The sequence below is a fragment of the Bradyrhizobium sp. UFLA01-814 genome (genome assembly GCF_046718885.1).
In the GTDB taxonomy this organism is placed as follows: domain Bacteria; phylum Pseudomonadota; class Alphaproteobacteria; order Rhizobiales; family Xanthobacteraceae; genus Bradyrhizobium; species Bradyrhizobium elkanii.
Map to the genome: position 1 here is coordinate 40,913 of NZ_JAQOSR010000023.1, position 23,348 is coordinate 64,260.

General features: G+C 65.3%; 23 protein-coding genes. 14 read left to right on the forward strand and 9 right to left on the reverse strand.

The window, feature by feature from the left end; genetic code table 11:
• Positions 1–51: 51 nt before the first annotated feature.
• Positions 52–1,638 (reverse strand): gamma-glutamyltransferase, encoded by a 1,587-nt coding sequence (gene ggt / locus PMN64_RS09915; protein WP_018273408.1) that lies wholly within the window; start codon positions 1,636–1,638, stop codon positions 52–54.
• A 170-nt stretch (positions 1,639–1,808) separates the two neighbouring features.
• On the opposite strand from ggt, the gene PMN64_RS09920 reads away from it, so the two are divergent.
• Entirely contained in the window at positions 1,809–2,600 is a 792-nt protein-coding gene (locus PMN64_RS09920; RefSeq protein WP_411780553.1) for a rhodanese-related sulfurtransferase, read from the forward strand.
• Positions 2,593–2,808, forward strand: a complete 216-nt coding sequence (locus PMN64_RS09925) for a SlyX family protein (RefSeq protein ID WP_411780554.1) — start codon at positions 2,593–2,595, stop codon at positions 2,806–2,808. The genes PMN64_RS09920 and PMN64_RS09925 overlap by 8 nt, the downstream gene beginning before the upstream one ends.
• Before the next feature lie 29 nt (positions 2,809–2,837).
• Here the strand turns inward: PMN64_RS09925 and PMN64_RS09930 are convergent, their stop codons facing one another.
• On the reverse strand, positions 2,838–3,725 hold the full coding sequence (locus PMN64_RS09930) for a LysR family transcriptional regulator (protein WP_225158615.1): 888 nt from the start codon (positions 3,723–3,725) through the stop codon (positions 2,838–2,840).
• 379 nt (positions 3,726–4,104) lie between these two features.
• Here PMN64_RS09930 and PMN64_RS09935 point away from each other — a divergent pair, with 379 nt between their 5' ends.
• The 3 genes from PMN64_RS09935 (at position 4,105) to PMN64_RS09945 (ending at position 6,630) form a co-directional block, all read left to right on the forward strand.
• The gene (locus tag PMN64_RS09935) at positions 4,105–4,518 is read left to right on the forward strand and encodes a TadE/TadG family type IV pilus assembly protein (RefSeq protein WP_028338572.1); all 414 of its coding nucleotides are present in this window, start codon (positions 4,105–4,107) and stop codon (positions 4,516–4,518) included.
• Position 4,519: 1 nt separating this feature from the next.
• The gene (locus tag PMN64_RS09940; protein ID WP_304496945.1) at positions 4,520–6,190 is read left to right on the forward strand and encodes a pilus assembly protein TadG-related protein; all 1,671 of its coding nucleotides are present in this window, start codon (positions 4,520–4,522) and stop codon (positions 6,188–6,190) included.
• Positions 6,191–6,342: 152 nt separating this feature from the next.
• A complete protein-coding gene (locus PMN64_RS09945; protein ID WP_411780555.1) occupies positions 6,343–6,630 on the forward strand; it encodes a PilZ domain-containing protein in 288 nt (95 codons plus the stop codon).
• 124 nt (positions 6,631–6,754) lie between these two features.
• Here PMN64_RS09945 and PMN64_RS09950 read toward each other — a convergent pair whose 3' ends face one another.
• Entirely contained in the window at positions 6,755–6,940 is a 186-nt protein-coding gene (locus PMN64_RS09950; RefSeq protein WP_028338569.1) for a hypothetical protein, read from the reverse strand.
• A 122-nt stretch (positions 6,941–7,062) separates the two neighbouring features.
• On the opposite strand from PMN64_RS09950, the gene hemE reads away from it, so the two are divergent.
• Complete coding sequence (gene hemE / locus PMN64_RS09955; protein ID WP_411780556.1) at positions 7,063–8,109, forward strand: uroporphyrinogen decarboxylase; 1,047 nt, start codon at positions 7,063–7,065, stop codon at positions 8,107–8,109.
• Between the two features lie 282 nt (positions 8,110–8,391).
• On the opposite strand, the gene PMN64_RS09960 is transcribed toward hemE, so the two are convergent.
• From PMN64_RS09960 to PMN64_RS09970, 3 genes are read right to left on the reverse strand one after another with little or no spacing between them, the layout of a single operon-like run.
• Entirely contained in the window at positions 8,392–10,005 is a 1,614-nt protein-coding gene (locus PMN64_RS09960) for a GMC family oxidoreductase (protein ID WP_411780557.1), read from the reverse strand.
• Positions 10,006–10,064: 59 nt separating this feature from the next.
• Positions 10,065–11,654, reverse strand: a complete 1,590-nt coding sequence (locus PMN64_RS09965) for a bifunctional 3-(3-hydroxy-phenyl)propionate/3-hydroxycinnamic acid hydroxylase (protein ID WP_411780558.1) — start codon at positions 11,652–11,654, stop codon at positions 10,065–10,067.
• Between the two features lies 1 nt (position 11,655).
• The gene (locus PMN64_RS09970) at positions 11,656–12,651 is read right to left on the reverse strand and encodes a VOC family protein (RefSeq protein ID WP_411780559.1); all 996 of its coding nucleotides are present in this window, start codon (positions 12,649–12,651) and stop codon (positions 11,656–11,658) included.
• A 266-nt stretch (positions 12,652–12,917) separates the two neighbouring features.
• Between PMN64_RS09970 and PMN64_RS09975 the strand changes: the two genes are divergently transcribed.
• Positions 12,918–14,879, forward strand: a complete 1,962-nt coding sequence (locus PMN64_RS09975) for a putative bifunctional diguanylate cyclase/phosphodiesterase (protein ID WP_411780560.1) — start codon at positions 12,918–12,920, stop codon at positions 14,877–14,879.
• Positions 14,880–15,082: 203 nt separating this feature from the next.
• Here the strand turns inward: PMN64_RS09975 and PMN64_RS09980 are convergent, their stop codons facing one another.
• Genes PMN64_RS09980 through PMN64_RS09990 form a run of 3 tightly spaced genes read right to left on the reverse strand, consistent with a single transcriptional unit; the run spans position 15,083 to position 17,892 of the window.
• Positions 15,083–16,063, reverse strand: a complete 981-nt coding sequence (locus PMN64_RS09980; RefSeq protein ID WP_304496952.1) for a PDR/VanB family oxidoreductase — start codon at positions 16,061–16,063, stop codon at positions 15,083–15,085.
• Positions 16,064–16,075: 12 nt separating this feature from the next.
• Positions 16,076–16,828, reverse strand: a complete 753-nt coding sequence (locus tag PMN64_RS09985; RefSeq protein WP_411780561.1) for a GntR family transcriptional regulator — start codon at positions 16,826–16,828, stop codon at positions 16,076–16,078.
• Positions 16,829–16,842: 14 nt separating this feature from the next.
• Complete coding sequence (locus tag PMN64_RS09990; protein WP_411780562.1) at positions 16,843–17,892, reverse strand: Rieske 2Fe-2S domain-containing protein; 1,050 nt, start codon at positions 17,890–17,892, stop codon at positions 16,843–16,845.
• A gap of 175 nt (positions 17,893–18,067) precedes the next feature.
• Here PMN64_RS09990 and PMN64_RS09995 point away from each other — a divergent pair, with 175 nt between their 5' ends.
• From PMN64_RS09995 to PMN64_RS10025, 7 genes are all read left to right on the forward strand, one after another.
• Entirely contained in the window at positions 18,068–18,793 is a 726-nt protein-coding gene (locus PMN64_RS09995; RefSeq protein ID WP_212057561.1) for a GntR family transcriptional regulator, read from the forward strand.
• Positions 18,794–18,852: 59 nt separating this feature from the next.
• Entirely contained in the window at positions 18,853–19,818 is a 966-nt protein-coding gene (locus PMN64_RS10000) for an ABC transporter substrate-binding protein (protein ID WP_411780563.1), read from the forward strand.
• Between the two features lies 1 nt (position 19,819).
• A complete protein-coding gene (locus PMN64_RS10005) occupies positions 19,820–20,575 on the forward strand; it encodes an ABC transporter permease (protein WP_411780564.1) in 756 nt (251 codons plus the stop codon).
• Entirely contained in the window at positions 20,554–21,360 is an 807-nt protein-coding gene (locus PMN64_RS10010) for an ABC transporter ATP-binding protein (protein ID WP_411780565.1), read from the forward strand. The genes PMN64_RS10005 and PMN64_RS10010 overlap by 22 nt, the downstream gene beginning before the upstream one ends.
• 7 nt (positions 21,361–21,367) lie before the next feature.
• On the forward strand, positions 21,368–22,168 hold the full coding sequence (locus PMN64_RS10015; RefSeq protein ID WP_411780566.1) for an ABC transporter permease: 801 nt from the start codon (positions 21,368–21,370) through the stop codon (positions 22,166–22,168).
• A gap of 12 nt (positions 22,169–22,180) precedes the next feature.
• On the forward strand, positions 22,181–22,846 hold the full coding sequence (locus PMN64_RS10020) for a polysaccharide deacetylase family protein (RefSeq protein ID WP_411780567.1): 666 nt from the start codon (positions 22,181–22,183) through the stop codon (positions 22,844–22,846).
• Positions 22,843–23,348 (forward strand): fumarylacetoacetate hydrolase family protein (locus PMN64_RS10025; RefSeq protein ID WP_411780568.1); only part of this gene is annotated, 506 nt, incomplete at its 3' end. The genes PMN64_RS10020 and PMN64_RS10025, both read left to right, overlap by 4 nt.

A 23,348-nucleotide genomic window follows, 5' to 3' on the forward strand; every position in this document is an offset into this window, starting at 1 on the left:
ACCCTCGCGACAAATTCTTGTTCCGTCCGTCGAGCCTGCCAGCCGCGACAATCAATAGCCGAGCGCGCAGCCGTCCTTGCGCGGGTCGGAGCCGCCGGTCAGCGTGCCCTTGTCCCAATCGATCCAGATGCCCTGCCCACCGCCGAGCGGCGCGACCACGCTGGTGGTCTTGTGACCGATCTTCTTCAGGCCTTCGACGATCTCCGCCGGCACACTGTCCTCGAGCTGGTAGACGCCTTCGTAGTGCAGGCCGCGCGGCATATCGATGGCTTCCTGGATGTCGCAGCCATAGTCGAGCATGTTGGTCAGCACACGGGTCTGGCCGACCGGCTGGTACTGCCCGCCCATCACGCCGTACGGCATCACCGCACGGCCGTTCCTGGTGGCCAGCGCCGGGATGATGGTGTGCAGCGGACGCTTGCCCGGTGCGATGCAATTCGGGTGTCCGGGCTGGATGCGGAAGCCGCCGGCGCGGTTCTGCAGCAGGACGCCGGTCTTGTTGGAGACGATCGCCGAGCCGAACGAATGCGCGATCGAATTGATGAACGAGCAGACGTTGCGATCCTTGTCGACCACCGTGATGTAGACCGTCGAAGGATTCATCGGCGGCGCAACGTTCGGCAGTTCGAGCAGCCGGTCCATCCGGATGTTCTTGATGTGCTCTTCGGCGAATTCCCTGGCGAGAATGCCGACAACGTCGACATGCACGTGCTGGGGATCGCCGATATGCTGCTCGCGCATCATGTAGGCGATGCGTGCCGCCTCGGCCTCGAGATGGAAGCGCTCGATGCTGAGCGGCTTGAACTTGGTCAGGTCGAAGCGCGACAGGATGTTGAGCATGACCAGCATGGTGATGCCGGGGCCGTTCGGCGGGCACTGCCAGACGTCATAGCCCTTGTACATCGTGCCGATCGGCGAGGTCGCCTCGGTCGAATGCGCAGCGAAGTCCTCGAGCGTGTGCAGGCCGCCGATGCCGCGCAGCGTGTCGACCATGTCGGCGGCGATTTCGCCGCTATAGAAGGCGTCGCGGCCCTTTTGCGCGATCGCGCGCAGCGTCTTGCCGAGCTCGGGCTGGCGGATCACGTCGCCGGCAACCGCGGGCTTGCCGTGCGGCAACAGATAGCGCTCGGTGTTGGTGCCGTTCTTCAGCTTCTCGAAGCCGTTCTTCCAGTCGAAGGCGATACGCGGCGCGACCACGTAGCCCTCCTCGGCGGCCTTGATCGCGGGCTGCAGCAGCCGGTCGAAGCCGAACTTGCCGTGGTCCTTCAGGATCACGTCCCAGGCATCGACCGCGCCGGGAATGCTGACCGCATGTGCCGAGGTCAGCGGCACCGAATGGATCTTGCGCTCGAGATACCAGTCGGCGGTCGCCGCCATCGGCGCCCGGCCGCTGCCGTTATAGGCGGTGATCTTGCCTTCTCCCCGCGGCTGGATCAGCGCGAAGCAGTCGCCGCCGATGCCGGTCGATTGCGGCTCGATGACGCCGAGCAGCGCGCAGGCTGCAACCGCCGCGTCGGCCGCCGTGCCGCCCTCGCGCATCACCTCGATGGCCGCGAGCGCCGCCTCTGGATGCGATGTCGCCACCATCGCGTTCTGGGCGTGGACCGTGGAACGGCCGGCGAAATGGAAATTCCTCATGACGGAGTGCTCGCTTGATCGTGATGGTCTGATGCGGCTGCGGCGGATGATGCCACGTACATGGCACACTCATCCCCGGCTGAGCAATGCCTGGCATGCCAGGGGAATTATCCCGACAATGCATGGCTTTGCGGGTTTCGCCGGCCTGGCCGGCCTGATAAACCCCGGCGATGCCCTTCAAGGTCGCCGCCCTCTACCAGTTCGCCGCGCTGCCGGACTTCCGTGCGCTCCGCGAGCCGCTGCGCGCGTTCTGCGCCGGGCTCGATCTCAAGGGCAGCGTGCTGCTCGCCCATGAGGGCATCAACGGCACGATTGCCGGCACCGACCAGGGCATCGACGACTTCGTTGCGGAGCTCAGGCACGGGCCGCTGTTCGGCGGCCGCCTCGACAATCTCGAGCTGAAGTTCTCCGAAGCCGCGCAAATGCCATTCCAGCGGCTCAAGGTGCGGCTGAAGAAGGAGATCGTCACGCTCGGCGACACCACGGTCGATCCGACGCGGCAGGTCGGCACCTATGTCGATGCCGCCGACTGGAACGAGCTGATCGCCGCGCCTGACATCACGGTGCTCGACACCCGCAACGCGTTCGAGGTCGCGATGGGCACGTTCGAGGGCGCGGTGGATCCCAGGATCGCGAGCTTTGGACAATTCAAGGAATTTGCGGCGCAAAACCTCGATCCGGCGAAGCACCGCAGGATTGCGATGTTCTGCACCGGCGGCATCCGCTGCGAGAAGGCCAGCGCCTATCTGCTCGCGCAAGGTTTTGCCGAGGTCTATCACCTCAAGGGCGGCATCCTGAAATATCTCGAGGAAACGCAGCAGCGGGACAGCCGCTGGCGCGGCGACTGTTTTGTGTTCGACGAGCGTGTCGCGCTCGGCCACGGCCTGCGCGAGCGTGCGGAAGCGCTTGCGAGCGACGTGGAGCGCGCGGGTGCCCCCTGCGAGGCTGCCGTCCATGAATGACACGGCAAAGCTGGGCGAGCGGATCGAGGCACTGGAGGTCCGCCTGACCTATCAGGACGAAACCATCGAGACGCTGAACCAGACCATCACGGCACAATGGAAGCAGATCGACGCGCTGACGCGCCAGATCGCCGAGTTGCGCGACCGGCTTCAGGAGGCCGAACGCCATGCGCCCGGCGCCGCCAACGAGCGCCCACCGCACTATTGATCGGTGCCGCCGGACCGCGGTAGCACCGGCTACATGTTGCTCACCTGACGCATCGGCTTCGCGCCGCTGAAGAACAGGCTGGACAACCGCTGCACCATCGCCGTGGCGCGGCTGCCTTCGAGACCAGGGCGAACGCACAGCAGGCGCTTCTGCACCGGAAGCTCCGGAAGATAATAGTCCTTCGCCGAAATCAGCGAGGATGGGATCATCCGCTCCGGGCACGCTGTCAGGCCGTATCCGGCCCGGGCGGCTTCCAGTCGCAGCTGATGGTTCGGGCTCCTGAACACGATCTTGTACGTGATGTTGTGCTTGGTGAGCGTCCGGATCATCCAGTCGTCACCGGGCCAGGCCAGGATCGGGATCGGGGCGCCCGGCCGCAGCACAAAATCGCGCGATCGCACCCACACCGACCGCTCCTCGGCTTCGGCGGCGATCGTCACCTCGTCTTCGTTCTCCTGCGAAGGGTTGCTGTAGACGAACGCGATATCGATGTAGCCGTCGATCAATCCCCTGATGACGGCCGGTGACATGTCGGCGTGCAGCAGAACGTCGGCGAGTGCATCGGATGGATGCAGCTTCAGGAATTCCTCGGCGAGCATCGTGCTGATTCCCAGCCGCAACGGCTGGGGTCCTTCATGATTGCCGCCGAGCCGAAGCAGCTGATCGTTGGCTTCGAGGATGCGCCTCGCCTGCTGCACGGCGACCTTGCCGAGCTCGGTGGTCGTGGTGCCGTTTGCGGTTCTGACGAAGAGCGCGCCACCAATCAGGCTTTGCAGTCGCTTGACCTGCGAACTGATCGCCGGCTGGCTGAGGCCGAGACGCTCCCCGGCCTTCGACAGGCTACCCGTCTCGGCGATCGCAACGACGGTGCGAACGATTTCAGTAGGAATATTCAAATGCTGACGCGGTCTATGCATCGCGAGCCCTCCAATCTCAGCGGGGACGCAATTCCAATCTCCACAGTATGTGATCAGGCTATACTAACATTTGGTTGCACTTTCGTTTAGGTACAATTACCGCCAAGACACTGATATTGCAGGCCATATGTATTGTTACGTGCATTTCTCCGCTTATCACGGTATCCGACAACTGCATCTCCACACGCCGCAGCACGTCAACCGCACCACGCCCCGGGTTTTTGCGGATATCGCATCAAATATTCTGATCGCCCCATAAGGTTTCGCTGACCCGATAAGTCTGGATTGGCGCCGCTGATTCGCGAAAGCGTTTTCATAGTTTTCCTTAATCAAAGCCTCGCAACGTGACGTCGTAGTCGGCGTTTCGAGGTGTGTTGCAATGACCAGGTTTTTTCGCTGCCGAAGCGGTGCGTCTGCCGTCGAATTCGCGCTGATGCTGCCGCTGTTTCTTGCCTTCATTTTCGGCATCATCGTCTTCGGCTCGTATCTCGCCATGGTGCATGGCGTTCAGCAACTCGCCGCCGAAGCGGCGCGGTCATCCATCGCGGGAATGACCGACACCGAACGCAACAGCCTCGCGACGAACTACGTCACCGCCAACGCGTCGACCTATCCGTTGCTCGTTCCCGGCAATCTCACGGTCAATGCCGCGCCGTCTCCATCGAATGCCAACGTCTACGTCGTGACGGTCAACTACAACGCGGCCGGCAACTTCATCTACAAGCTGCCCTTCGTCCCTGCCCCGGCGAGCACCATCGTCCGCTCCGCGGCGATTCAGTACGGGGGATTCTAGGATGAGAGGCGTCCTCATGCTGATGCGGCGCTTTGGCGCCGACGAACGAGGAAACTTCGCGATGATCAGCGCCGGCCTGATGACGCTCCTGATCGGGTGCGCCGGGCTCGCCATCGATCTCGGCACGATCTTCGCCGACCGGCGCAAGACGCAGAGCACCGCCGATCTCGCCGCGATCGTCGCCGCCGCCAACCTGAACAATCCGGTCAACGCCGCCACCGCGACCGTGACGCAGAACAAGTACCCGGCCAGCGCGCTGGTCAAGGTCGAGACAGGGACCTACACCGCAAACAGCGCCATCGCGCCGCAGGCCCGTTTCGTGACCCCGGCGGTTGGCACTCCCAACGCCGCGCGGGTCACGCTGAACACCCAGACCCCGCTCTACTTCGCGCGCTACCTGACCGGCGCCAGCAGCTTCACCATCAAGACGACCGCCACCGCGACATCGACCGAGATGGCCTCATTCGCGATCGGGTCGAGGCTGCTCTCGGTCAACGGCGGCGCGCTCAATGCGCTGCTCGGCTCGATGCTCGGCACCACGCTGTCGCTCTCGGTGATGGACTACAATGCACTGATCAGCGCGAAGATCGACGCACTGGACTTCCTGTCGGCACTGGCAACCCGGGTCAACCTGACCGGCGTCACCTATAGCGACCTGCTGAGCAGCAACATCAAGGTCGGCGACATCGTCGCGTCCGCGCTGACCACGCAGCAGATCACCAACGGCGCCAACGCAGCGACGACCGCGCTGTCGACGATCTCCCAGGCCGTCACCGGCTCCACCACCAAGATTTCGCCGGGCACGCTGGTCGACCTCGGTCCATTTGCCAATCTTACTGTGGGGCAGAAACCCAAGGTCGGCGCCAGTGTTTCGGTGTTCGACCTGATTTCCACGGTGGCGCAGATCGCCAACGGCAACCATCAGATCGCAACCTCGATCAATCTCGGCCTGCCGGGCATCGCCAATGTCTCCGTGATCGCAACGATCGGCGAGCGCCCGGTCGGATCGAGCTGGATCGCGATCGGCACCCAGGGTGTGAGTGTCCATACCGCGCAGACCAGGATCCTGGCGACGATCAATGTTCTCGGCTCCGGCACCGTGTCCGCGATCAATCTCCCGGTCTATGTCGAGGTCGCCTCGGGTACTGCGACACTCAGCGCGGTGTCCTGCGGCCACCCGAACATCAGCACCTCGCAGGTCACGATCGGCGTGACGCCGGGGATCGTGGATGCATGGATCGGCAACGTCACGGTCGCCGACATGACCAACTTCACGACCAAGCCCAATCCGCCGCCGGCGACCCTGGTCAACCTTGGTCTCGCCACCGTCACCGGCCGTGCCCATGCCGGCATGGGCAACACCACGCCGACCAATGTCAATTTCAGTTACAGCGACATCCAGTCGGGCACCAAGAAGACGGTGACGACGACCAACTTCCTTTCATCGCTGACAGGAAGCCTGCTCGGCGACCTCTCGCTGACCATCAATCTCGGCCCGCTCGGGCTGCCAATCCCGGGATTGGGGGCGCTCGTCATGAGCATCCTGAATGGCGTGACGAGTTCAGTCGATCAGGTGCTGGCGTCGCTGCTCGCGACGCTCGGCATCGGGCTCGGCCAGGTCGACGTTTGGGTGCTGGGCATCCGCTGCGACGGCGCCGTGCTGGTGAACTAGAGCATGATCCGGAAAAGTGCGAAGCGGTTTTCCCTCGCGACAAACGCAAAGCGTTTGCGCAGAGATCATGCTCAAACAAGCAGCGAAAGCGCGACCATCGCGCTTGAGGGGACCGATCGCGACGGGCATCACATCGGGGGTAGGAGACTGCCGTGAGCACAACGATAAGATACAAGACCGACAGCCAACGAACGATCCTCCTGAAGCGCGGGACGATCTTCTTCCGCAACACCAGTGTCGGGTGTCTCGTGCTCAACCTCTCGACCGGCGGCGCGGGGCTCGCCGTGGAAAGCGACGTCGCAATCCCGCTCGCGTTCGAGCTCGAGATCGAGAGTGAACCGATCCGGCGGCACTGCGTTGTGGCCTGGCGCCTGGAGCGGCGGCTCGGCGTGACCTTCGAATCTGACCGGATGCAGCGCCCCGCAAGCGGCCCCGTCTAGTTTATCCCGGCAATCAGAATACGCCGACGGGCTCGGTCGCGCCGGGCCACCGCTCCGCGGCGAGCAGGTCGCCGCAAGTTGAACTCACTTGGCATCGTGGTTAGCAGCCGCTGGGATATACCAGCTAATTGTCCCGATTGCCGTCGTGCTTCGACGGCGCGGGCTGCGTGGCGCTGACCGGATCGGAGGCCGGGAAGGTATCCTCGAGCCCCTCCTTCAGCCGGGCGCGAGCCTTGCGGTCGGCAGCCTGCGCCTCGTGCGGCTTTTCGGCATGCTTGTCGTGCGGGGCAGGATCGAATTTGTCGGCCATGTCGTCCCTCCATTCGCGGGGACAACGCGGCCACGCAAAGAGGGGTTCCAGAACCGCCTTGGCCCATTGCGCTGCAGCGTGTATCAGGGGCGCAAATTTGACCGTGATCAGGAACCATCCGCGTGCCCCAGGATCCCACCAAGAAGCCGCTCATCGACGTGCTGTCGGGCCACCGGCAGGCCGCGCCGCCGCTCTGGATGATGCGGCAGGCCGGCCGCTATCTGCCGGAATATCGCGAGCTGCGCGCCAAGGCCGGCGGCTTCCTCGATCTCTGCTTCACGCCCGAATTCGCCGCCGAGGTCACGCTGCAGCCGATCCGCCGGTTCAACTTCGACGCCGCGATCATCTTCTCCGACATCCTGGTAATCCCCTACGCGCTCGGCCGCTCGGTGCGCTTCGAGGCCGGCGAAGGACCCCGGCTCGATCCGCTGGCAACGCCCGACGAGATCGCGACGCTGGCGACCCATGCCAACTTCGACCAGCTCGAGCCGGTTTTTGAAGCGTTGCGCCGCGTCCGTCGCGAACTCGCCCCCGAGATTGCGCTGATCGGCTTCTGCGGCGCGCCGTGGACGGTTGCGACCTACATGGTGGCCGGACAGGGCACGCCGGACCAGGCACCCGCGCGGATGCTTGCCTACCGCCATCCGGACGCGTTCGCCAAGATCATCGACGTGCTGGTCGAGAACTCGATCCACTATCTGGTCGGCCAGTTGAAGGCCGGCGCCGACTGCCTGCAGATCTTCGACACCTGGGCCGGCGTGCTGCCGCCGCGCGAATTCGCACGCTGGTCGATCGAACCGACCCGGCGCATCGTGGCCGGGGTGCGCAAGCAGGTCCCCGGTGCCAGGATCATCGGCTTCCCGCGCGGCGCGGCAGGCATGCTGCCGGCCTATGTCGAGCAAACCGGCGTCGATGCGGTCTCGATCGATTGGGCCACCGAGCCGTCAATGATCCGCGAGCGCGTGCAGAACCGCGTCGCGGTGCAGGGCAATCTCGATCCGCTGGCCCTGATTGCCGGCGGCGCCGCGCTCGACCGCGCGGTGGACGATGTGCTGGAGAACCTTGGCAAAGGGCGGCTGATCTTCAATCTCGGCCACGGCATCCTCCCCGAGACCCCGATCGCCCATGTCGAGCAGATGGTCGCGCGGGTGCGCGCGTATAAGGGCTGAGGCCTTGTAGCCCGGATGGAGCGCAGCGCAATCCGGGAGTCTCTCCTCCGTCGCTAGACTGGCCCCGGATTACGCTTCGCTTCATCCGGGCTACGGAGCTTCCATCACCGTCACCCTGAGGAGACCGCGCAGCGGTCGTCTCGAAGGGTCGACGGCCCGGACCTGGCCACGAGTAAGGAGGGCGGCGCGTCGAAATATCGGGGCCGTGCATCCTTCGAGACGCGCTACGCGCTCCTCCAGCGACAAAGGCGAAGCGTTTGCGCGGGGATGACGGATCACGTCCTACCGCGCGTCCTCCAAAATCATATCGGATGCCTTCTCCGCGATCATGATCGTCGGCGCATTGGTATTGCCCGACATCAGGTCCGGCATGACCGACGCATCGACCACGCGCAGACCTTCGATGCCGCGCACCCTGAGCCGCTGGTCGACCACCGCGAGCGCATCGTTGCCCATCCGGCAGGTCGAGGTCGGATGATAGACCGTGCTGCCGGTGCGCCGGCAGAAATCGAGCAGGTCGTCGTCGCTGACCACCTTGGCGCCGGGATCGACCTCGCCCACCGAATAGGATTTCAGCGCCGGTGCGGCCAGGATCTTGCGCAGGATGCGGATGCCGTCGATGAAGGCGCGGCGATCGGTCTCGGTCGCCAGATAGTTGATGCGGATTTCCGGCGGCACGCCCGGGTCCGCGCTCCTGATCTTCAGCGAACCGCGGCTCTCCGGACGCAGCTGGCAGACCGAGGCCGTGAAGCCCGAGAACGGATGCAGCTTCTCGCCCATCTTGTCGGTCGAGAACGGCAGGAAGTGGATCTGGATGTCGGGCGACGCCAGCCGCGGGCTGGTCTTGAAGAACGCGCCGGAGGTGCCGGCGGCGATCGTCAATGGTCCTTTGCGCAGCGCGGCGTAGCGGAGGCCCGCCATGACGCGGCGTACGGGATGATTGATGACGTCGTTCAGCGTGACGGTCTGCGCGCAGCGCGTGACGATGCGGACCTGCAAGTGATCCTGCAGATCGTTGCCGACGCCGGGCGCATCGAGCACGATGTCGATGCCGTGCTGCTTCAACAGATCGGCCGGGCCGACGCCGGAGAGCTGCAACAATTGTGGCGAGTTGTACGCACCGCTCGATACCAGCACCTCCTTGCGCGCCTTGGCCTTGCGCAATTGCCCGTCCTGCTTGTAGGCGACGCCGCTCGCGCGCTTGCCGTCGAACAGGATGCGCTGCGCCAGCGCCGAGGTCTCGACATGAAGATTGCCGCGCGTCAACGCCGCCCGCAGATAGGACCGCGCCGTCGAGGCGCGCCGGCCGCGCCGCGTCGTGGTCTGGAAGAAACCCGCGCCCTCCTGGGCCGCGCCGTTGAAATCCGGATTGGTGGGAATGCCGACTTCGGCTGCGGCATGCACGAAGGCCTCCGACAGCGGATCATGATGCCGCCAATCCGACACCGGCAGCGGGCCGCCGGCACCGTGATATGTGTTGGAGCCGCGCTGCTGATCCTCCGCCTTCCTGAAATAGGGCAGGACGTCGTCATAGCCCCAGCCGGCATTGCCGCGCTGTCGCCAGCGGTCATAGTCCTCATGCTGGCCGCGCACATAGAGCAGGCCGTTGATCGAACTCGAGCCGCCGAGCACCTTGCCGCGCGGCTGGAACACCTGCCGGCCGTTGAGGCCGGGCTCCGGCTCGGTCTGGTACATCCAGTTGACGGATTTTTCCTTGAACAGCTTGCCGTAGCCGAGCGGGACATGGATCCAGATGTTGCTGTCCTTCGGTCCGGCCTCGAGCAGCAGCACCGAGTGCTTGCCGTCAGCGCTCAGGCGGTTGGCGAGCACGCAGCCGGCCGAGCCGGCGCCGACGATGACGTAATCATACTCCGCCGCATCATGATTGTTGTTCACTGGTTTCCCCCGGAATTTCTTTCTTCCGGTGGTACAGACAAAGCGCCGGCTTGAAAAGACTAGCGCCCTGCGCTGAGGTTCTGGAGCAGTTGCCCGACAAGCATATTGAGCTCGTCGGCGCTGCCGGCCGAGCCGAACACGTAGCGATCGGGCCGCACGATGACCGCCGCGGCGCCATGTTGCCGCATCCAGTCGGCGAACAGCCCGTCGCGCTCGACCACGGTCAGGATACCGTTAGTCTCGCCACTTTCGCCTGACGTGGTGATGACGACGCGCTCACCGCAGAGGCCCTGCCAGGCGGCACGGGACGTGCCCGACAGCCACGCCATCGGCTCCGCCGCCGACGTCACGATCGCGAATTCCGGTTTCAGCAGATCGTCGAGCCGGTATGTCCGCCCATCCGGCGCACGCACATGGGGCTGCACGAACAGCCGCCCGGCAAGCGCGGCATCGCGCGCGATCAGGCCGGAGACGAGATCGGGGATGAATTTCTGCCTGATGGTTTCGGCCTTGCCGGCCTTCAGGTCGGCGCGCAGCCGAACGTCACGTTCGACGGCGGCCACCGGATCGAGCTCGCCGATGATCTTGCCGAACTCCTTGGCGCTGGCGACGACGGCGCGGACATGCGGCTTGCGCTCGATTTCGTAACTGTCGAGCAGCGCGTCGCCCGCGTCGCCACGCAGCACAAGGCGGAGCTTCCAGGCCAGGTTCACCGCATCGCGGATACCGGCGCACAGCCCCTGCCCGAGGAATGGCGGCGTCTGGTGCACGGCATCGCCCATCAGCAGCACGCGGCGGTCGCGCCAGCGCTGGCCGAGCAGCGCGTGAAAGCGATAGACCGCCGAGCGCCAGATCGTGAGATCCGAGATATCGGTGAAACCCTCGAGCAGCTTCACGACGTTGTCAGGCGCGCCGGCCGCCTCGGGGTCCTCGCCGGGCAGCAACTTGATCTCCCAGCGCCGCAAATTGCGCGGACCCGGCACGAAGGTGCCGGGACGCGACGGCCGGCAATACTGAAAGCTCCTGGCCGGCCGCCTGGCGGGATCGCTGGTCAGCGTGTCGACCACCATCCACCATTCATCGAAGGCGAGGTCGTCGAGGCCGATGCCGAGCTGCTTGCGGACGAAGCTGTTGGCGCCGTCGCAACCGACCAGATAGCGCGCGCGGATCAAGACCTCCTCGCCGGACTCGCGGCGCGCGGTCAGCATCACCGCGCCGTCGTCCTGCTGCAGCGCAACGCCCGTGGCCGCAAGGAAAATGTCGGCATGCGGATAGTCGGCGAGCCTGTCGCGCAGCGCCTGCTCGACGTCCGGCTGCACGAAGGTCACGTTCGGAATCCAGCCGAGCGGAAACGGCGGCGGCATCGGGTCGAAGATCTTGATGATCTCACCGTCGACGCCGAGATAGTGCGAGCCGTTATGCGGGGCGATCGACTGCTCCATGAAATCGCCGAGCCCGATCGCCTGCAGCACGCGCAGCGCTTCATGATCGAGCGTGATCGCGCGCGGCTTGTCGTAGATGTCGGCAACGCGCTCGACGACTGCGACCCTCAAGCCGGATCTCGCGAGCAGATTGGCAAAGATGGCACCGACCGGCCCGAGGCCGACGATGGCCACGTCATGAATGGGATTATCGGCTGGCATTGACATGCTACTTCGCGAGGTAGCTCTCGAGCGTCAGCGGCTTCGGCTTCATTTGCGGCTCGCTGATCGCGACACCTTCGAACGGCGTCGCCTCCTCGAACCAGGCCTGCCGCGCCGGCAATCCCCACGGGAACGAGATCGTATGGTCGGACGGATCCCAGGCGACCGGCTCGTTCTCGATGTCCATGATCTGGTAGTGGGTGTTGAACAGCTCGACGCGATGCCCATCGGGATCGCGCATGTAGACATACATCGCGTGTCCCGGCCCATGGCGCCCGGGGCCGCGTTCAACGGCCGCGCCATAGCCGAGCTCGCCGGCGACATCGCAGGCGTTGAGTAGATGATGAACCTCGGGCGCGAGAAACGCGAAATGATGCAGCCGCGGTCCGGCGCCGTTGAAGAACACGATGTCGTGCGGATTGCCCTTGCGCTGCAGGAACACGCCGCGCAGATCGAATGTGCCCACCGGCGCGATGTATTCGCTGAGCCGAAACCCTGCCGCGGTGTAGAACTCGCACGCCTTGCGCACTTCGGGCGTCAGGACCTGGTAGTGATCGAGCCGCAGCGCCGAGCCGCCGGCATGACGGGTGAATTTGGTGATCATGCGCGGCACCACCGGCATGGTCGCGCAGAACTCCAGCGGCGTGCCGGCCGGATCGGTCGCATGCAGGGTGCGGCCCTGATGCGGCACGTCGGCCCAGGCGGCTCGGCAGCCCTGCGCTTCGAAGAACGCCTTGAGCCGGTCGAGGTCACCATCCTGAAAGACCCGCAGGCCGAGCCGCGCACAGGCAGCGCCCTCGCCTCTGCGCAACACAAGGCTGTGATGACAGGCCTCCTCGACGCCGCGGAAATAGAGCGCGCCGCCCTCCTCCGCGGTCAGGATCAGCCCGATCACCTTTTCGTAGAACTGCCGGCTCGCCGCGAGATCACGAACGGTCAGGACGACATGGCCGGCCCGCGTAATCCGGAACCCGGGATCGTGGTTCGTGATCGGGAGGCTCATGCGCACCTTCTGGTTTTTGCCGTTCGCGGGAACCCAACTCATTGCGAAAAACCCTCGGGGGATCAAGCAGCGCGGCGTCGGGCAAGCTTTGCCGCTCCGTGACCTCGCCTCACGCATTTGTATCGATTTGTTAGCAATGCCCGCCGGTGGAACCGAAGGAGGGGCCCGCCGTGGCACGGTCCGTTCCAATAGTTCATAGTTTGTCAAAGGTTTGCAGAGAATTCTTCGCCACGGCGCCATGGCCAAACCGGGCAGGCAACGTAGTGATGCGTACCCATCTGAGATCATATTTCGCGGCCCTGTTCGCGGGCGACCTCGCGGCCTTCGGTGCACCACCGGCGGATGAAGCGCTTGCCGGCCACATCCGCGCCGAACAAGTCTCGCTCGTGCTCGGCTACTCGTTCGGCATCATGCTGGCCAACGCCTGCAACGCGATGGTGCTGGCGATTGCGCTGTGGCAATCGCCGGACTGGGCCTTTGCGCTGGTGTGGGCGGCCGCGGTGGGCAGCGCGGCGCTGTTCTTCGGCTTGCAGGCGCGGGCAGCGCGCCGCATCGCCAAGCCGCAATTCGTGTCGCGCCGAACCATGTACCGGCTGGTGCGCAATGCGCTGGCGCTCGGGACGGCCTGGGGCGTCGTCCCCGTCGCCTTCTTCGCGAACGCATCGAGCGGAGCCCAGCTCGTCATCACCTGCCTGTGCGCCGGAATGCTGGCCGGCGGCGCCTTCGCGTTCTCCACCATCCCGATCGCCGCGATTGCTTTCACCGCACCGATCTTCGTCGGCACCGCGATCTGTCTCGGCAGGGACGGGGATTTCGTCTACCTCCTGGTGGCCGTGCTCGTCCTGGTCTACGGCTCGGTGCTGCTGCGCGGCGTGTTCCTCAACGCGTTCGAGTTCAGGCGGCGGATCATCGCCCAGCACGAGGCCGAGCGGACGGTGCGGCAGGATCCGCTGACGCACCTGCCGAACCGCGTCGCCTTCAATGAGGCGCTCAACGGCGCACTGAACCGGCTGGCGCGGTCGGGCGAGGAATTCGCGGTGCTGCTGCTCGATCTCGATCGCTTCAAGGAGGTCAACGACAGGTTCGGCCATCCGGCCGGCGACGAGTTCCTGGTGCAGGTGGCGGCCCGGTTGCAGCGCTGCACGCGCGCGGCCGAACATGTCGCACGGATCGGCGGCGACGAGTTCGCCCTGATCATGTCGAATCTGACGCGGCCCGAGGACGCGTTGGCAATCGCCGAGCGGTTCGTCGCGGCCTTTGCCGAGCCGTTTCCGATCGACGGGCTAGAGGTCAACCGGACGATCAGCATCGGTATCGTGCTGGCGCCCCGGGACGGCAGCACGTCCCACGATCTGCTCAAGCATGTCGACATCGCGCTTTACCGGGCGAAGAAATCCGCGCCCGGCACCATCTGCTTCTTCGAGGCCAGCGACGACCAGTCGGCGCGCGACCGCCGCGCCCTGCAGCGGGATCTCGAGCACGCCATCGAGGCGGACGAGCTGTTTCTGGTCTACCAGCCGTTCCTCGACATCCGCAAAGGCCGCGTCACCGGCTTCGAGGCACTGCTGCGCTGGCAGCATCCGACGCGCGGCCTGATCCCACCGACCGTCTTCATCCCGATCGCCGAGGAAAGCGGACTGATCCACCAACTCGGCGAGTGGGTGATCCGCCGTGCCTGCGCGATGCTGTCGCGCTGGCCGGACGACATCCGCATCGCGGTCAATTTCTCCGCGGTCCAGTTCCAGAACGTCGGCATCCTGCAGACGATCGTCGACGCGCTGGCCGAGGCGAATGTCGCGCCGAACCGTCTCGAGATCGAGATCACCGAGTCGATGCTGATCTCGAAATATGGATCGGCGCCCGCGATCCTGCATGCGCTGCTCGAGCTCGGCCTGACGGTCGCGCTCGACGATTTCGGCACCGGCTTCTCGTCGCTGACCTATCTGCGCAAGCTGCCGTTCAGCCGCATCAAGATCGATCAATCCTTCATCCGGGACATGCTGACCCAGCCGGACTGCGCCGCGATCGTCAAATCGGTGATCGGCCTCGCGCAGGAGTTGCAGATCGGCGTCGTGGCCGAAGGCGTCGAGACCGCAGATCAACTCGAATATCTGCGCCAGACCAGCTGCGACGAGGTCCAGGGCTATCTGATCGGGCGGCCGATGTCAGGCAGCGAGATTTCCGCACTGCTCGATCACAATCCGCAGCACTCGGTGCACGCGGCGTAGCGCCATCGAGGGCGCGCGCCGAATGAGCGCGTCGGTCGGACTGTGTCGCTTTTTCTGCTGATCCCGGGAGGCTGCGAGCAAATTCCGCCGTCATTGCGAGCGAAGCGAAGCAATCCATCTGTCCGCAAACGCGGCTTGATGGATTGCTTCGTCGCTATCGCTCCTCGCAATGACAGCGGAGAAAGACTCGCGCCGCAGTAAGGTTAGAGCGCGTCCGACCGATGCAGGGTGTCGACCGTGATGGTGCCGCGGGCACGCGAGACGCACGCGCAGATCTTGCGGCTCTCCCGCTTCTGATGGTCACTGAAGAAGACGTCGCGATGGTCGATCTCGCCGTCGACATCGACCACGTCGACCGCGCAGACCCCGCATTCACCGCGCCGGCAGTCGCTCATCACCTCATGACCGGCTTCGTTGAGCACGTCCAGCATCGACCGGTCGCGCGGGATGACGAACTCGGTCCCTTCACCACTGAGCCGCACGCGGAACGCCTCGGTCGGCAACAGCCCGCTCGATCCAAAGGTCTCGTAGCGCAAATCGGAGAGCGGGCGGCCGGACGCCTCCCAGGCGCGCCGCGCCGCGTCCAGCATCCGGATCGGGCCGCAGAACAGCGTCATCGTGTCCTGCGGCAACGCCGCAAAGACGCCATCGAGGTCGAGCCGCCTGCCTTCGTCGCCGGCATGGACGGTGAGGCGGTCGCCGAGCGCTCGCTCAAGCGGTTCGAGATAGACCGCATCGCCGCGCGTGCGCACGGCATAGTGCAGCGTCACGCCGGCGTCGCGGCGGGCGAGCGCCTGTGCCGCACCGACGATCGGCGTGATGCCAATGCCGCCCGCGATCAGGCAATACTGCCGCCGCGTCCAGTCGAGCTGCACCAGCGAGGTCGGCAGCGTGATGTTGAGCCGCGCCCCCGGCGCGAGCGAGCACATGTAGCGCGAGCCGCCGCGGGAATCCGCTGCGTGCCGAACTGCGATCCGGTAGCCCTGCGGATCGGCTTCGCCGACCAGCGAATAGGAGCGGGTCTGCGGCTGGCCTTCGATGGTGACGCCGACATCGATATGGCTGCCGACGGGATAGGGCACACCCGCAAAGTTATCCGGCCGCAGCAGGAATTCACGGATGCCGGGCGTGAGGTCGCGCACAGCGAGCAGCGTGGCGGATGTCCAGGTCTCGATGAATCGCATGGCGTTCTCCGCTCAGCCGGCTGCCGAATTGATCAACGCCAGCGCCGGCAGCAGATCGAGATGGCCGCGGTTGCGCAGCGCCAGCCGCAGATTGCGTGCCGCAAGCCTTGCATGCTCGCGCATGATCGCCTCGGCGCGCGCGCCCTCGCGGTTCTCGATGGCGTCGACCACAATGCGATGGTGATCCTGCGCGATCAGCAGGATCTGGCGCGCCTCGGGCAAGGCCGATTGCGCCATCACGAAGCCGCTCGGCGAGGCGAATGGCAGCGCCGAGGCGCGGTCGATCTGCCGGATCAGCGGCGGGCTGCGCGACAGCTCGGTGAGCAACGCGTGGAAGCGCGCGTTGAGCGCGACATAGGACGAAAAGGCTTCGACCGAAATCGGATCCTGCCGCACCAGGCCGTCGATCTCGTTGAGGCATTCCTTCAGCGGCTCGAGATCGCGCGACGAGACGCCGCGCTCGGCGGCGAAGCGCGCGGCCAGGCCCTCCAACGTGCCGCGCAGCTCGATCGAATCGAGAATGTCGCGCTCGGAAAATGCCTTGACCATGAAGCCGCCGGAAGGGATCGCCTCCAGCAGGCCTTCCTCTTCCAGCCGGACCAGCGCCATCCGCACCGGCGTGCGCGATACCCCGGTGAACTCGACCGCCTGCAGCTCCGAGATGCGCTCGCCGGGCCGCAGGCCGCCGGAGAGAACGAGGTCGCGCAGCGCAAGCTGCGCCCGCACGGTCTGCGACACTGAACGATCGGCTTCGCGTTCCGCCATGGCCCGCCGCTCGCCTACTCGGCAGCCTGCAGCTGTGGCGGCGGATTTTCCTTCGCCACCATTCGGTCAATGACGCGCCGCGCCCACATCGCGCCGGCGTCGATGTTGAGATTGTAGAACACCCGGTCCGGATTCTCGTCCATCGCGCGCTGCTGCGCTTCCAGGATGATCTCGTCCTCATGGAAGATGCCGGCGACGCCGTCGCGGATTTCCGAGGTCAGCCGCTGCTCGGTGATGCGGTGATTGCGGACGAAGGCCCAGAAATAATGGCAGGTCTTCTCGGTCTCGGGCGTGATCGTGTTCAGCACATAGCCGTTGACGCCCTGCGAACGATCGCCCTCCGGCGCGCCCGAACCGGCCGGCGCGACGCCGACGTCGATGTTGACGGTGCACGGCGCTTCGAAGCGGATGATCTGCCAGCGATCGACCGGGCCCGGCTTCTGCAGTTGCCTGGCCCAGAACGGCGGCGCCTCGATGCCCTTCATCCAGCGCGTCACGGTGACCGTCTTCTCGCCATGGGTGACGTCGAACGGCGCCTCGGCGACCGCATCATTGCCGATGCTCGAGCCGTGCACGAAGGTCTCGTGCGTCAGGTCCATCAGATTGTCGACGACGAGGCGATAGTCGCATTTGACGTGAATGGTCTTGCCGTCGCCGGCCCAGGCCGGATCGTGGTTCCAGTGCATGTCGGGCACCAGCGCGGGATCGGCGAGCGCGGGATCCCCCATCCAGAGCCAGATGAAGCGGTGGCGCTCGACGACGGGATAGGCGCGTACGCAGGCCGACGGATTGATCGTCTCCTGCGAGGGCATGAAGGTGCAGCGGCCCTGCGCATTGTATTTCAGGCCGTGATAGCCGCAGACCACGGCATCGCCATCGAGCCGGCCCTTGGAGAGCGGCACGAGGCGATGCCAGCAGGCATCCTCCAGCGCCACCACCTCGCCGTCGCCCGTCCGGTACATCACGACATGCTTGCCGCAGATCGCCCGCGGCAACAGCGCATGCTTGATCTCGGCATCCCAGCCGGCCGCGTACCACGCGTTCATTGGAAAGGGTTTTGGCATTGGATCCTCCCTAATGCATCCTACCTGTATACATAATATGCTTAAACGAGGCAATATCCGGCGATGAAGGCCAAAATTGACGCCATTCGGTATACATTCGTATGAAAATCGAGAGTATCCAAAAAAAATCGATTTTCGATTGACGGCCACAAGACCGTTGGCCAGTCTGCCGGCCATGAACATCGGGTTGAGTTTTCGCGAGGGCTTAGCCGGCGACGGGCCGCGAAGCCTGACATCGGCGGTCCAGGAGCGGCTGCGGGCCGACATCCTGTCGACGCGGCTGCTTCCCGGCCAGAAGCTGCACATCGCCGGCCTCGCCAAGCAATTTTCGGTCAGCCTTGCCGCCGTGCGCGAGGCGCTGTCGCGGTTGGTGGCGGACGGCTTGGTACAAGCCTCGGATCAGCGCGGCTTCCGCGTCTGTCCGGTCTCGCTCGCCGACCTTGCCGATGTCACGCAGACGCGGATCGACATCGAGGGACTTGCGCTGCGGCGCTCGATCGAGCGCGGCGACGAGGCCTGGCTGTCCTCGGTCGCGGCGGCCTGGGAAGCGCTGAAGGCCGTGCCCTATCGATTTCCCGACGATCCCACCGTGCATTACGAGGAATGGGTGGTCCGCCACCGCATCTTCCATCGCGCGCTGGTCAATGCCTGCGGCTCGCAATGGCTGCTCGGCTTCCGCGACGTGCTGCACGAGCAGAGCGAGCGCTACCGGCGGCTGTCGATCCGACGCGAGGTCGGCCGGCCGCGCGATGTCGAAGCCGAGCATGCCGCGATTGTGGACGCCGTATTCGCGCGCGATGCCGATGCGGCGGTTCGCGCTTTGTCGGTGCATTTCAGCACCACCATGGAATTCGTCGAGCTCGCCGCTCCGCGCATTGCGGAGGTCAACGCCACCACCTGATTCTGCGGCACGAGACGTCCGAAAAATAACAACAATCGATATCCGGGAGAAACAGAACCATGAACATCACGCGCCGCCGTGCGCTGGCAACCCTGATCGCCACTACCTTGCTGGCCAGCCCCGCCTTCGCGGCCGACACGATCCGCGTCGGCCTGCCCACCAAGACCTATTGGCCGACGACGATCGCCGAGACCGCCGTGCGGCAGAAGCTGTTCGAGAAGGAAGGCATCAAGGCCGAGCTGACGATCTATCGCAGCGGCGCCGAGACCTTCGAGGGCATGGCCGCGGGAGCAGCCGACATCATCCTCGATCCGCCGTCGCTGGTGTCCGCCGGCCGCAAGAAGGGCGTGATGTCGCGCATCGTCGCCAATGCCGCGATGGGCAATTTCGGCTGGCAGTTGATGGTGCCGGTCAAATCGACGCTCGAGGTCAAGGATCTCAACGGCAAGAAGGTCGGGATCACGGCAGCAGGATCCGGCTCGGACCTGCTCGCGCTGTGGACCATTCAAGACAGGAAGATCGACTTCACCCGCGTGCCGGTCGGCGGCGGCGGCCTGGTGCCGAACCTGCTCGCCGGCAATGTCGACGCCGCCGTGGTCTATTCGCCGCTCAGCTTCCAGGTCGCCAAGTCGGGCGAGGCGAAGACCATCCTCGACTACGCGACCGCGGCGCCGCCGAACCTCACCGCGGGCTGGATCGTGCTCGACAAGTTCGCCGAGGCCAAGCCGGAGGTGGTCCAGAAGGCCGTCAATGCGCTCTATGGCGCGCTGCAATTCATGCGCGCCAACCGCGACGTCACCGTGAAGCTGATCGCCGACCTCTACGAGATGCCGCCCGAGATCGCCGCGATGGAATATGACAACACCATCATGAAGCTGGAGACCGACGGCAACATGGGCGCGGCCAATGTGCCGGCAGCGGTGCAGCTGTCGCTCGATCTCGCCAAGCTCGGCGGGCTGAAGGACATCGTTCCGGTCGAGGACGTGATCTCGACCAGGTTCAAGCCGGTTCCGACCAAGCCATAACATGCAGGCCACCCTGACCATCAAGCTCGCGCGGGTCGCGATCGTGGTCGCGATCTTCGCGCTGTGGGAGATGCTGTCGCGGACCGGGCTCGTCAATCCGCGCCTGTTGCCGTCGGCATCGGACACGCTCGTGACGCTCGGCGACCTCCTGCAACGGTCGAGCGTCCGGACCGACCTTCTGGTGACCGCGACCGAGGTGCTGACCGCCTTCGCGCTCGCGGTGCCGATGGGAGCACTGATCGGCTTCCTGATCGCGGAGAACCGCTATTTTGCCGATGTCGCAAAGCCGCTGCTGTTCTTCGCCTTCAGCATCCCGAAATCGATCTTTCTGCCGATGTTCATCCTGGTGTTCGGCGTCGGTTTCGCCCAGAAGGTCGGCTTCGGCTTCTTCTCGACCATCTTCATCGTGATCATGTCGACCACGACGGCGGTGGAATCGGTCAAGGTCGAGCACCTGATGGTGGCCCGCTCCTATGGCGCGACGCGCACGCAGACCGCGTTCCGCGTCTATCTGCCGAGCATGCTGCCGGTGCTGCTGGAAGCGCTGCGGATCTCGATGATCTTCAACCTCACCGGCGTCATCCTCGCCGAGATGTACGCCTCGCGCGACGGCATCGGCCACCAGATCGCGACCTGGGGCGAGAATTTCCAGATGAAGCAGCTGCTCGCCGGCGTCGTGATGGTCGCCGCGATCGCCATGACCTTCAATGAACTGATCAGATGGGTGGAAACACGATGCAGCCATTGGCGAACGTGACACCGTTGAAGCCCGCCTCGCGCGCCGGCGCGATCGAGGTCAGGAATGTTGGCCAGGTGTTCCGGACCAAGACCCAGGACGTCATCGCGCTGGAAGACGTCTCGCTCGACATCAAGCCGGGGCGCTTCGTCGTGCTGGTCGGCCCGAGCGGATGCGGCAAGTCCACGCTGCTGATGATGATGGCCGGGCTGCGCGCGCAGACCTCGGGCACCATCACCATCAACGGCGCGCCGATCCCGCAGCCCGATCCGAACCGCGTCGGCGTCGTGTTCCAGGAAGCGAGCCTGTTTCCGTGGCTGACCGCCGAAGACAATGTCGAGTTTCCGCTGGCGCTGCGCGGCGTCGCCAAGGCGGAGCGCCGGGCCAAGGCGCAGGACGCGCTCAAGCTGGTCGGCCTCGAAGGCTTCGGCAAACGCCACCCGCACGAACTGTCGGGCGGCATGAAGCAGCGCGTATCGATCGCGCGCGGCCTGGTGCAGGATCCGCCCGTGCTGTTGATGGACGAGCCGTTCGCCGCGCTCGACGAGCAGACCCGGATGACGATGGGCGACGAGCTGTTGCGGATCTGGGCCGCGACCGGCAAGACGGTCGTGTTCGTCACCCATAGCCTGACCGAGGCGGTCTACCTCGCCGACGAGGTGATCGTGATGTCGCCGCGGCCCGGACGCATCGTCGACCAGCTGCAGGTCAATTTGCCGCGGCCGCGGACCTACGAGATGTTGAGCGGTGACGCCTTCGGCGCGCTGCGCGACCGCATCTGGCGGCACATCCGCAAATCGGCGTGAGACGATGATGAGCGCGAAAACCCTTCGCCATCTGATTATCGTCGGCCTGCTCCTGCTGTGGGAGCTGCTGCCGCGCACCGGGCTGATCCCCGAACTGTTCCTGCCGTCGCTGTCCTCCACCCTGCTCGCGGGCTGGAACGAGGCCGCCGAATATGGCCATGCGCTTGCGGTGACGCTTTACGAGGTCGCGGTCTCGATGGCGTTCGCCTGCGGCGGCGGCATCCTGCTCGGTGCTATCGTCGGCAGCCTGCCGCGCCCGCGTCTTCTGATCATGCCGATGGTCTCGAGCCTCTATGCGGTCCCGCTCGTGATCCTCTATCCCGTGTTCACGGTGTGGCTCGGGATCGGCTCGGAATCCAAGATCGCCTTCGCCTCGATCTACGGCTTCCTGCCGACCATGCTGGCGACGGCTGCCGGAATCCAGACCATCGACCCGCAACTGCTGCTCGCCGCGCGCAGCATGGGCGCGACGCTGAGCCAGCGGCTGGTCCGCGTCATCATTCCCGCAGCGATCCCGACCGTGCTGTCGGGCCTGCGGGTCGGCGGCGCGCTCGTCATCGTCGGCGTGGTGGTCTCGGAGATGCTGATCTCCTCGGCCGGGATCGGCTACCTGATCTCGCGCTACCGCACCATTCTCGACAGCCCGCACGTGTTCGCCGGCGTGCTGCTGGTGTTGTTCATGGCGATTGCCTTCAACACCGCGATCCGCTGGGTCGAGCGCAGGGCCGCGATCTGGCAGACCGGCACGCGCGCCGGCCAGAGCGCCGCCGACGAGGTCGGCCCCAGTGCGATGCAGCCGGCGACGTAAGGGAATCGCGACGTGTTCGACCTCACCTTGACGTTCGACAATGGACCGGAGCCCGATGTCACCCCGCTTGTGCTCGACATCCTCGGCGAGCGCGGCATCAAGACCACGTTCTTCGTGATCGGCGAGAAGCTCGCCGACCCCGGGCGCCGCCGCCTCGCTGGCCGCGCGCGCAACGAAGGCCACTGGATCGGCAATCACACCTATACGCACAGCACGCCACTCGGCGAGCAGCCCGGTGCCGACACGGCACAGCAGGAGATCGGCCGGACCGAGGCCGCGATCGGCGAGCTCGCCCATCCCGACCGCTGGTTCCGGCCGTTTGGCGGCGGCGGCAATCTGGACGATCGGCTGCTGAAGCCATCGGTGGTCGATTATCTCGTGCACACCAAGCACAGCTGCGTGCTCTGGAACGCGATCCCGCACGACTGGGACGATCCCGACGGCTGGACCGAGCGCGCGCTCGCGCAATGCCGCGCGCAGCCATGGACGCTATTGGTGCTGCATGACCTGCCGACAGGCGCGATGATGCATCTCGATCGGTTCCTCGATCGCGCCGAGGCGATCGGCGCCCGCTTCCGTCAGGACTTTCCGCTGCCATGCGTGCCGATCCGCAACGGCACGATCGCACTTCCCATCCAGGCCTATGTTTCCTCCATCGAAGAGAGTGAGAGACCATGAAGATCGCAAGTTTCAAGGCGGCGGGTACCGCAAGCTACGGCATCGTGACCGAGGCGGGGGTGATCGACGCCGGCAAGCGGCTGAAGGCGTACCCGACGCTGAAGGCGCTGCTGACGACGGGCTCGCTGGATGAACTGAAGAAGCTGCAGGGCGAGCGCGCCGATCACGCGCTCAGGGATCTCGAGCTGCTGCCGACCGTACCCGATCCCGACAAGATCTTCTGCATCGGCGTCAACTATGCGACGCATCTCGCCGAGAGCGGCCATCCGACGCCGCCGCATCCGATGATCTTCACCCGCTTTGCCAACAGCCAGGTCGGCGCCGGCCAGCCGATGATCCGGCCGCTGGAATCCGAGCGCTTCGACTATGAAGGCGAAATGGCCGTCATCATCGGCAAGGGCGGTCGCCGCATCTCGCGCGAGGCCGCGCTCGGCCATGTCGCGGGCTATGCTTGCTACAATGCTGTCTCTTATACACATCTCCGAGCCCCGAGACTTAGGAT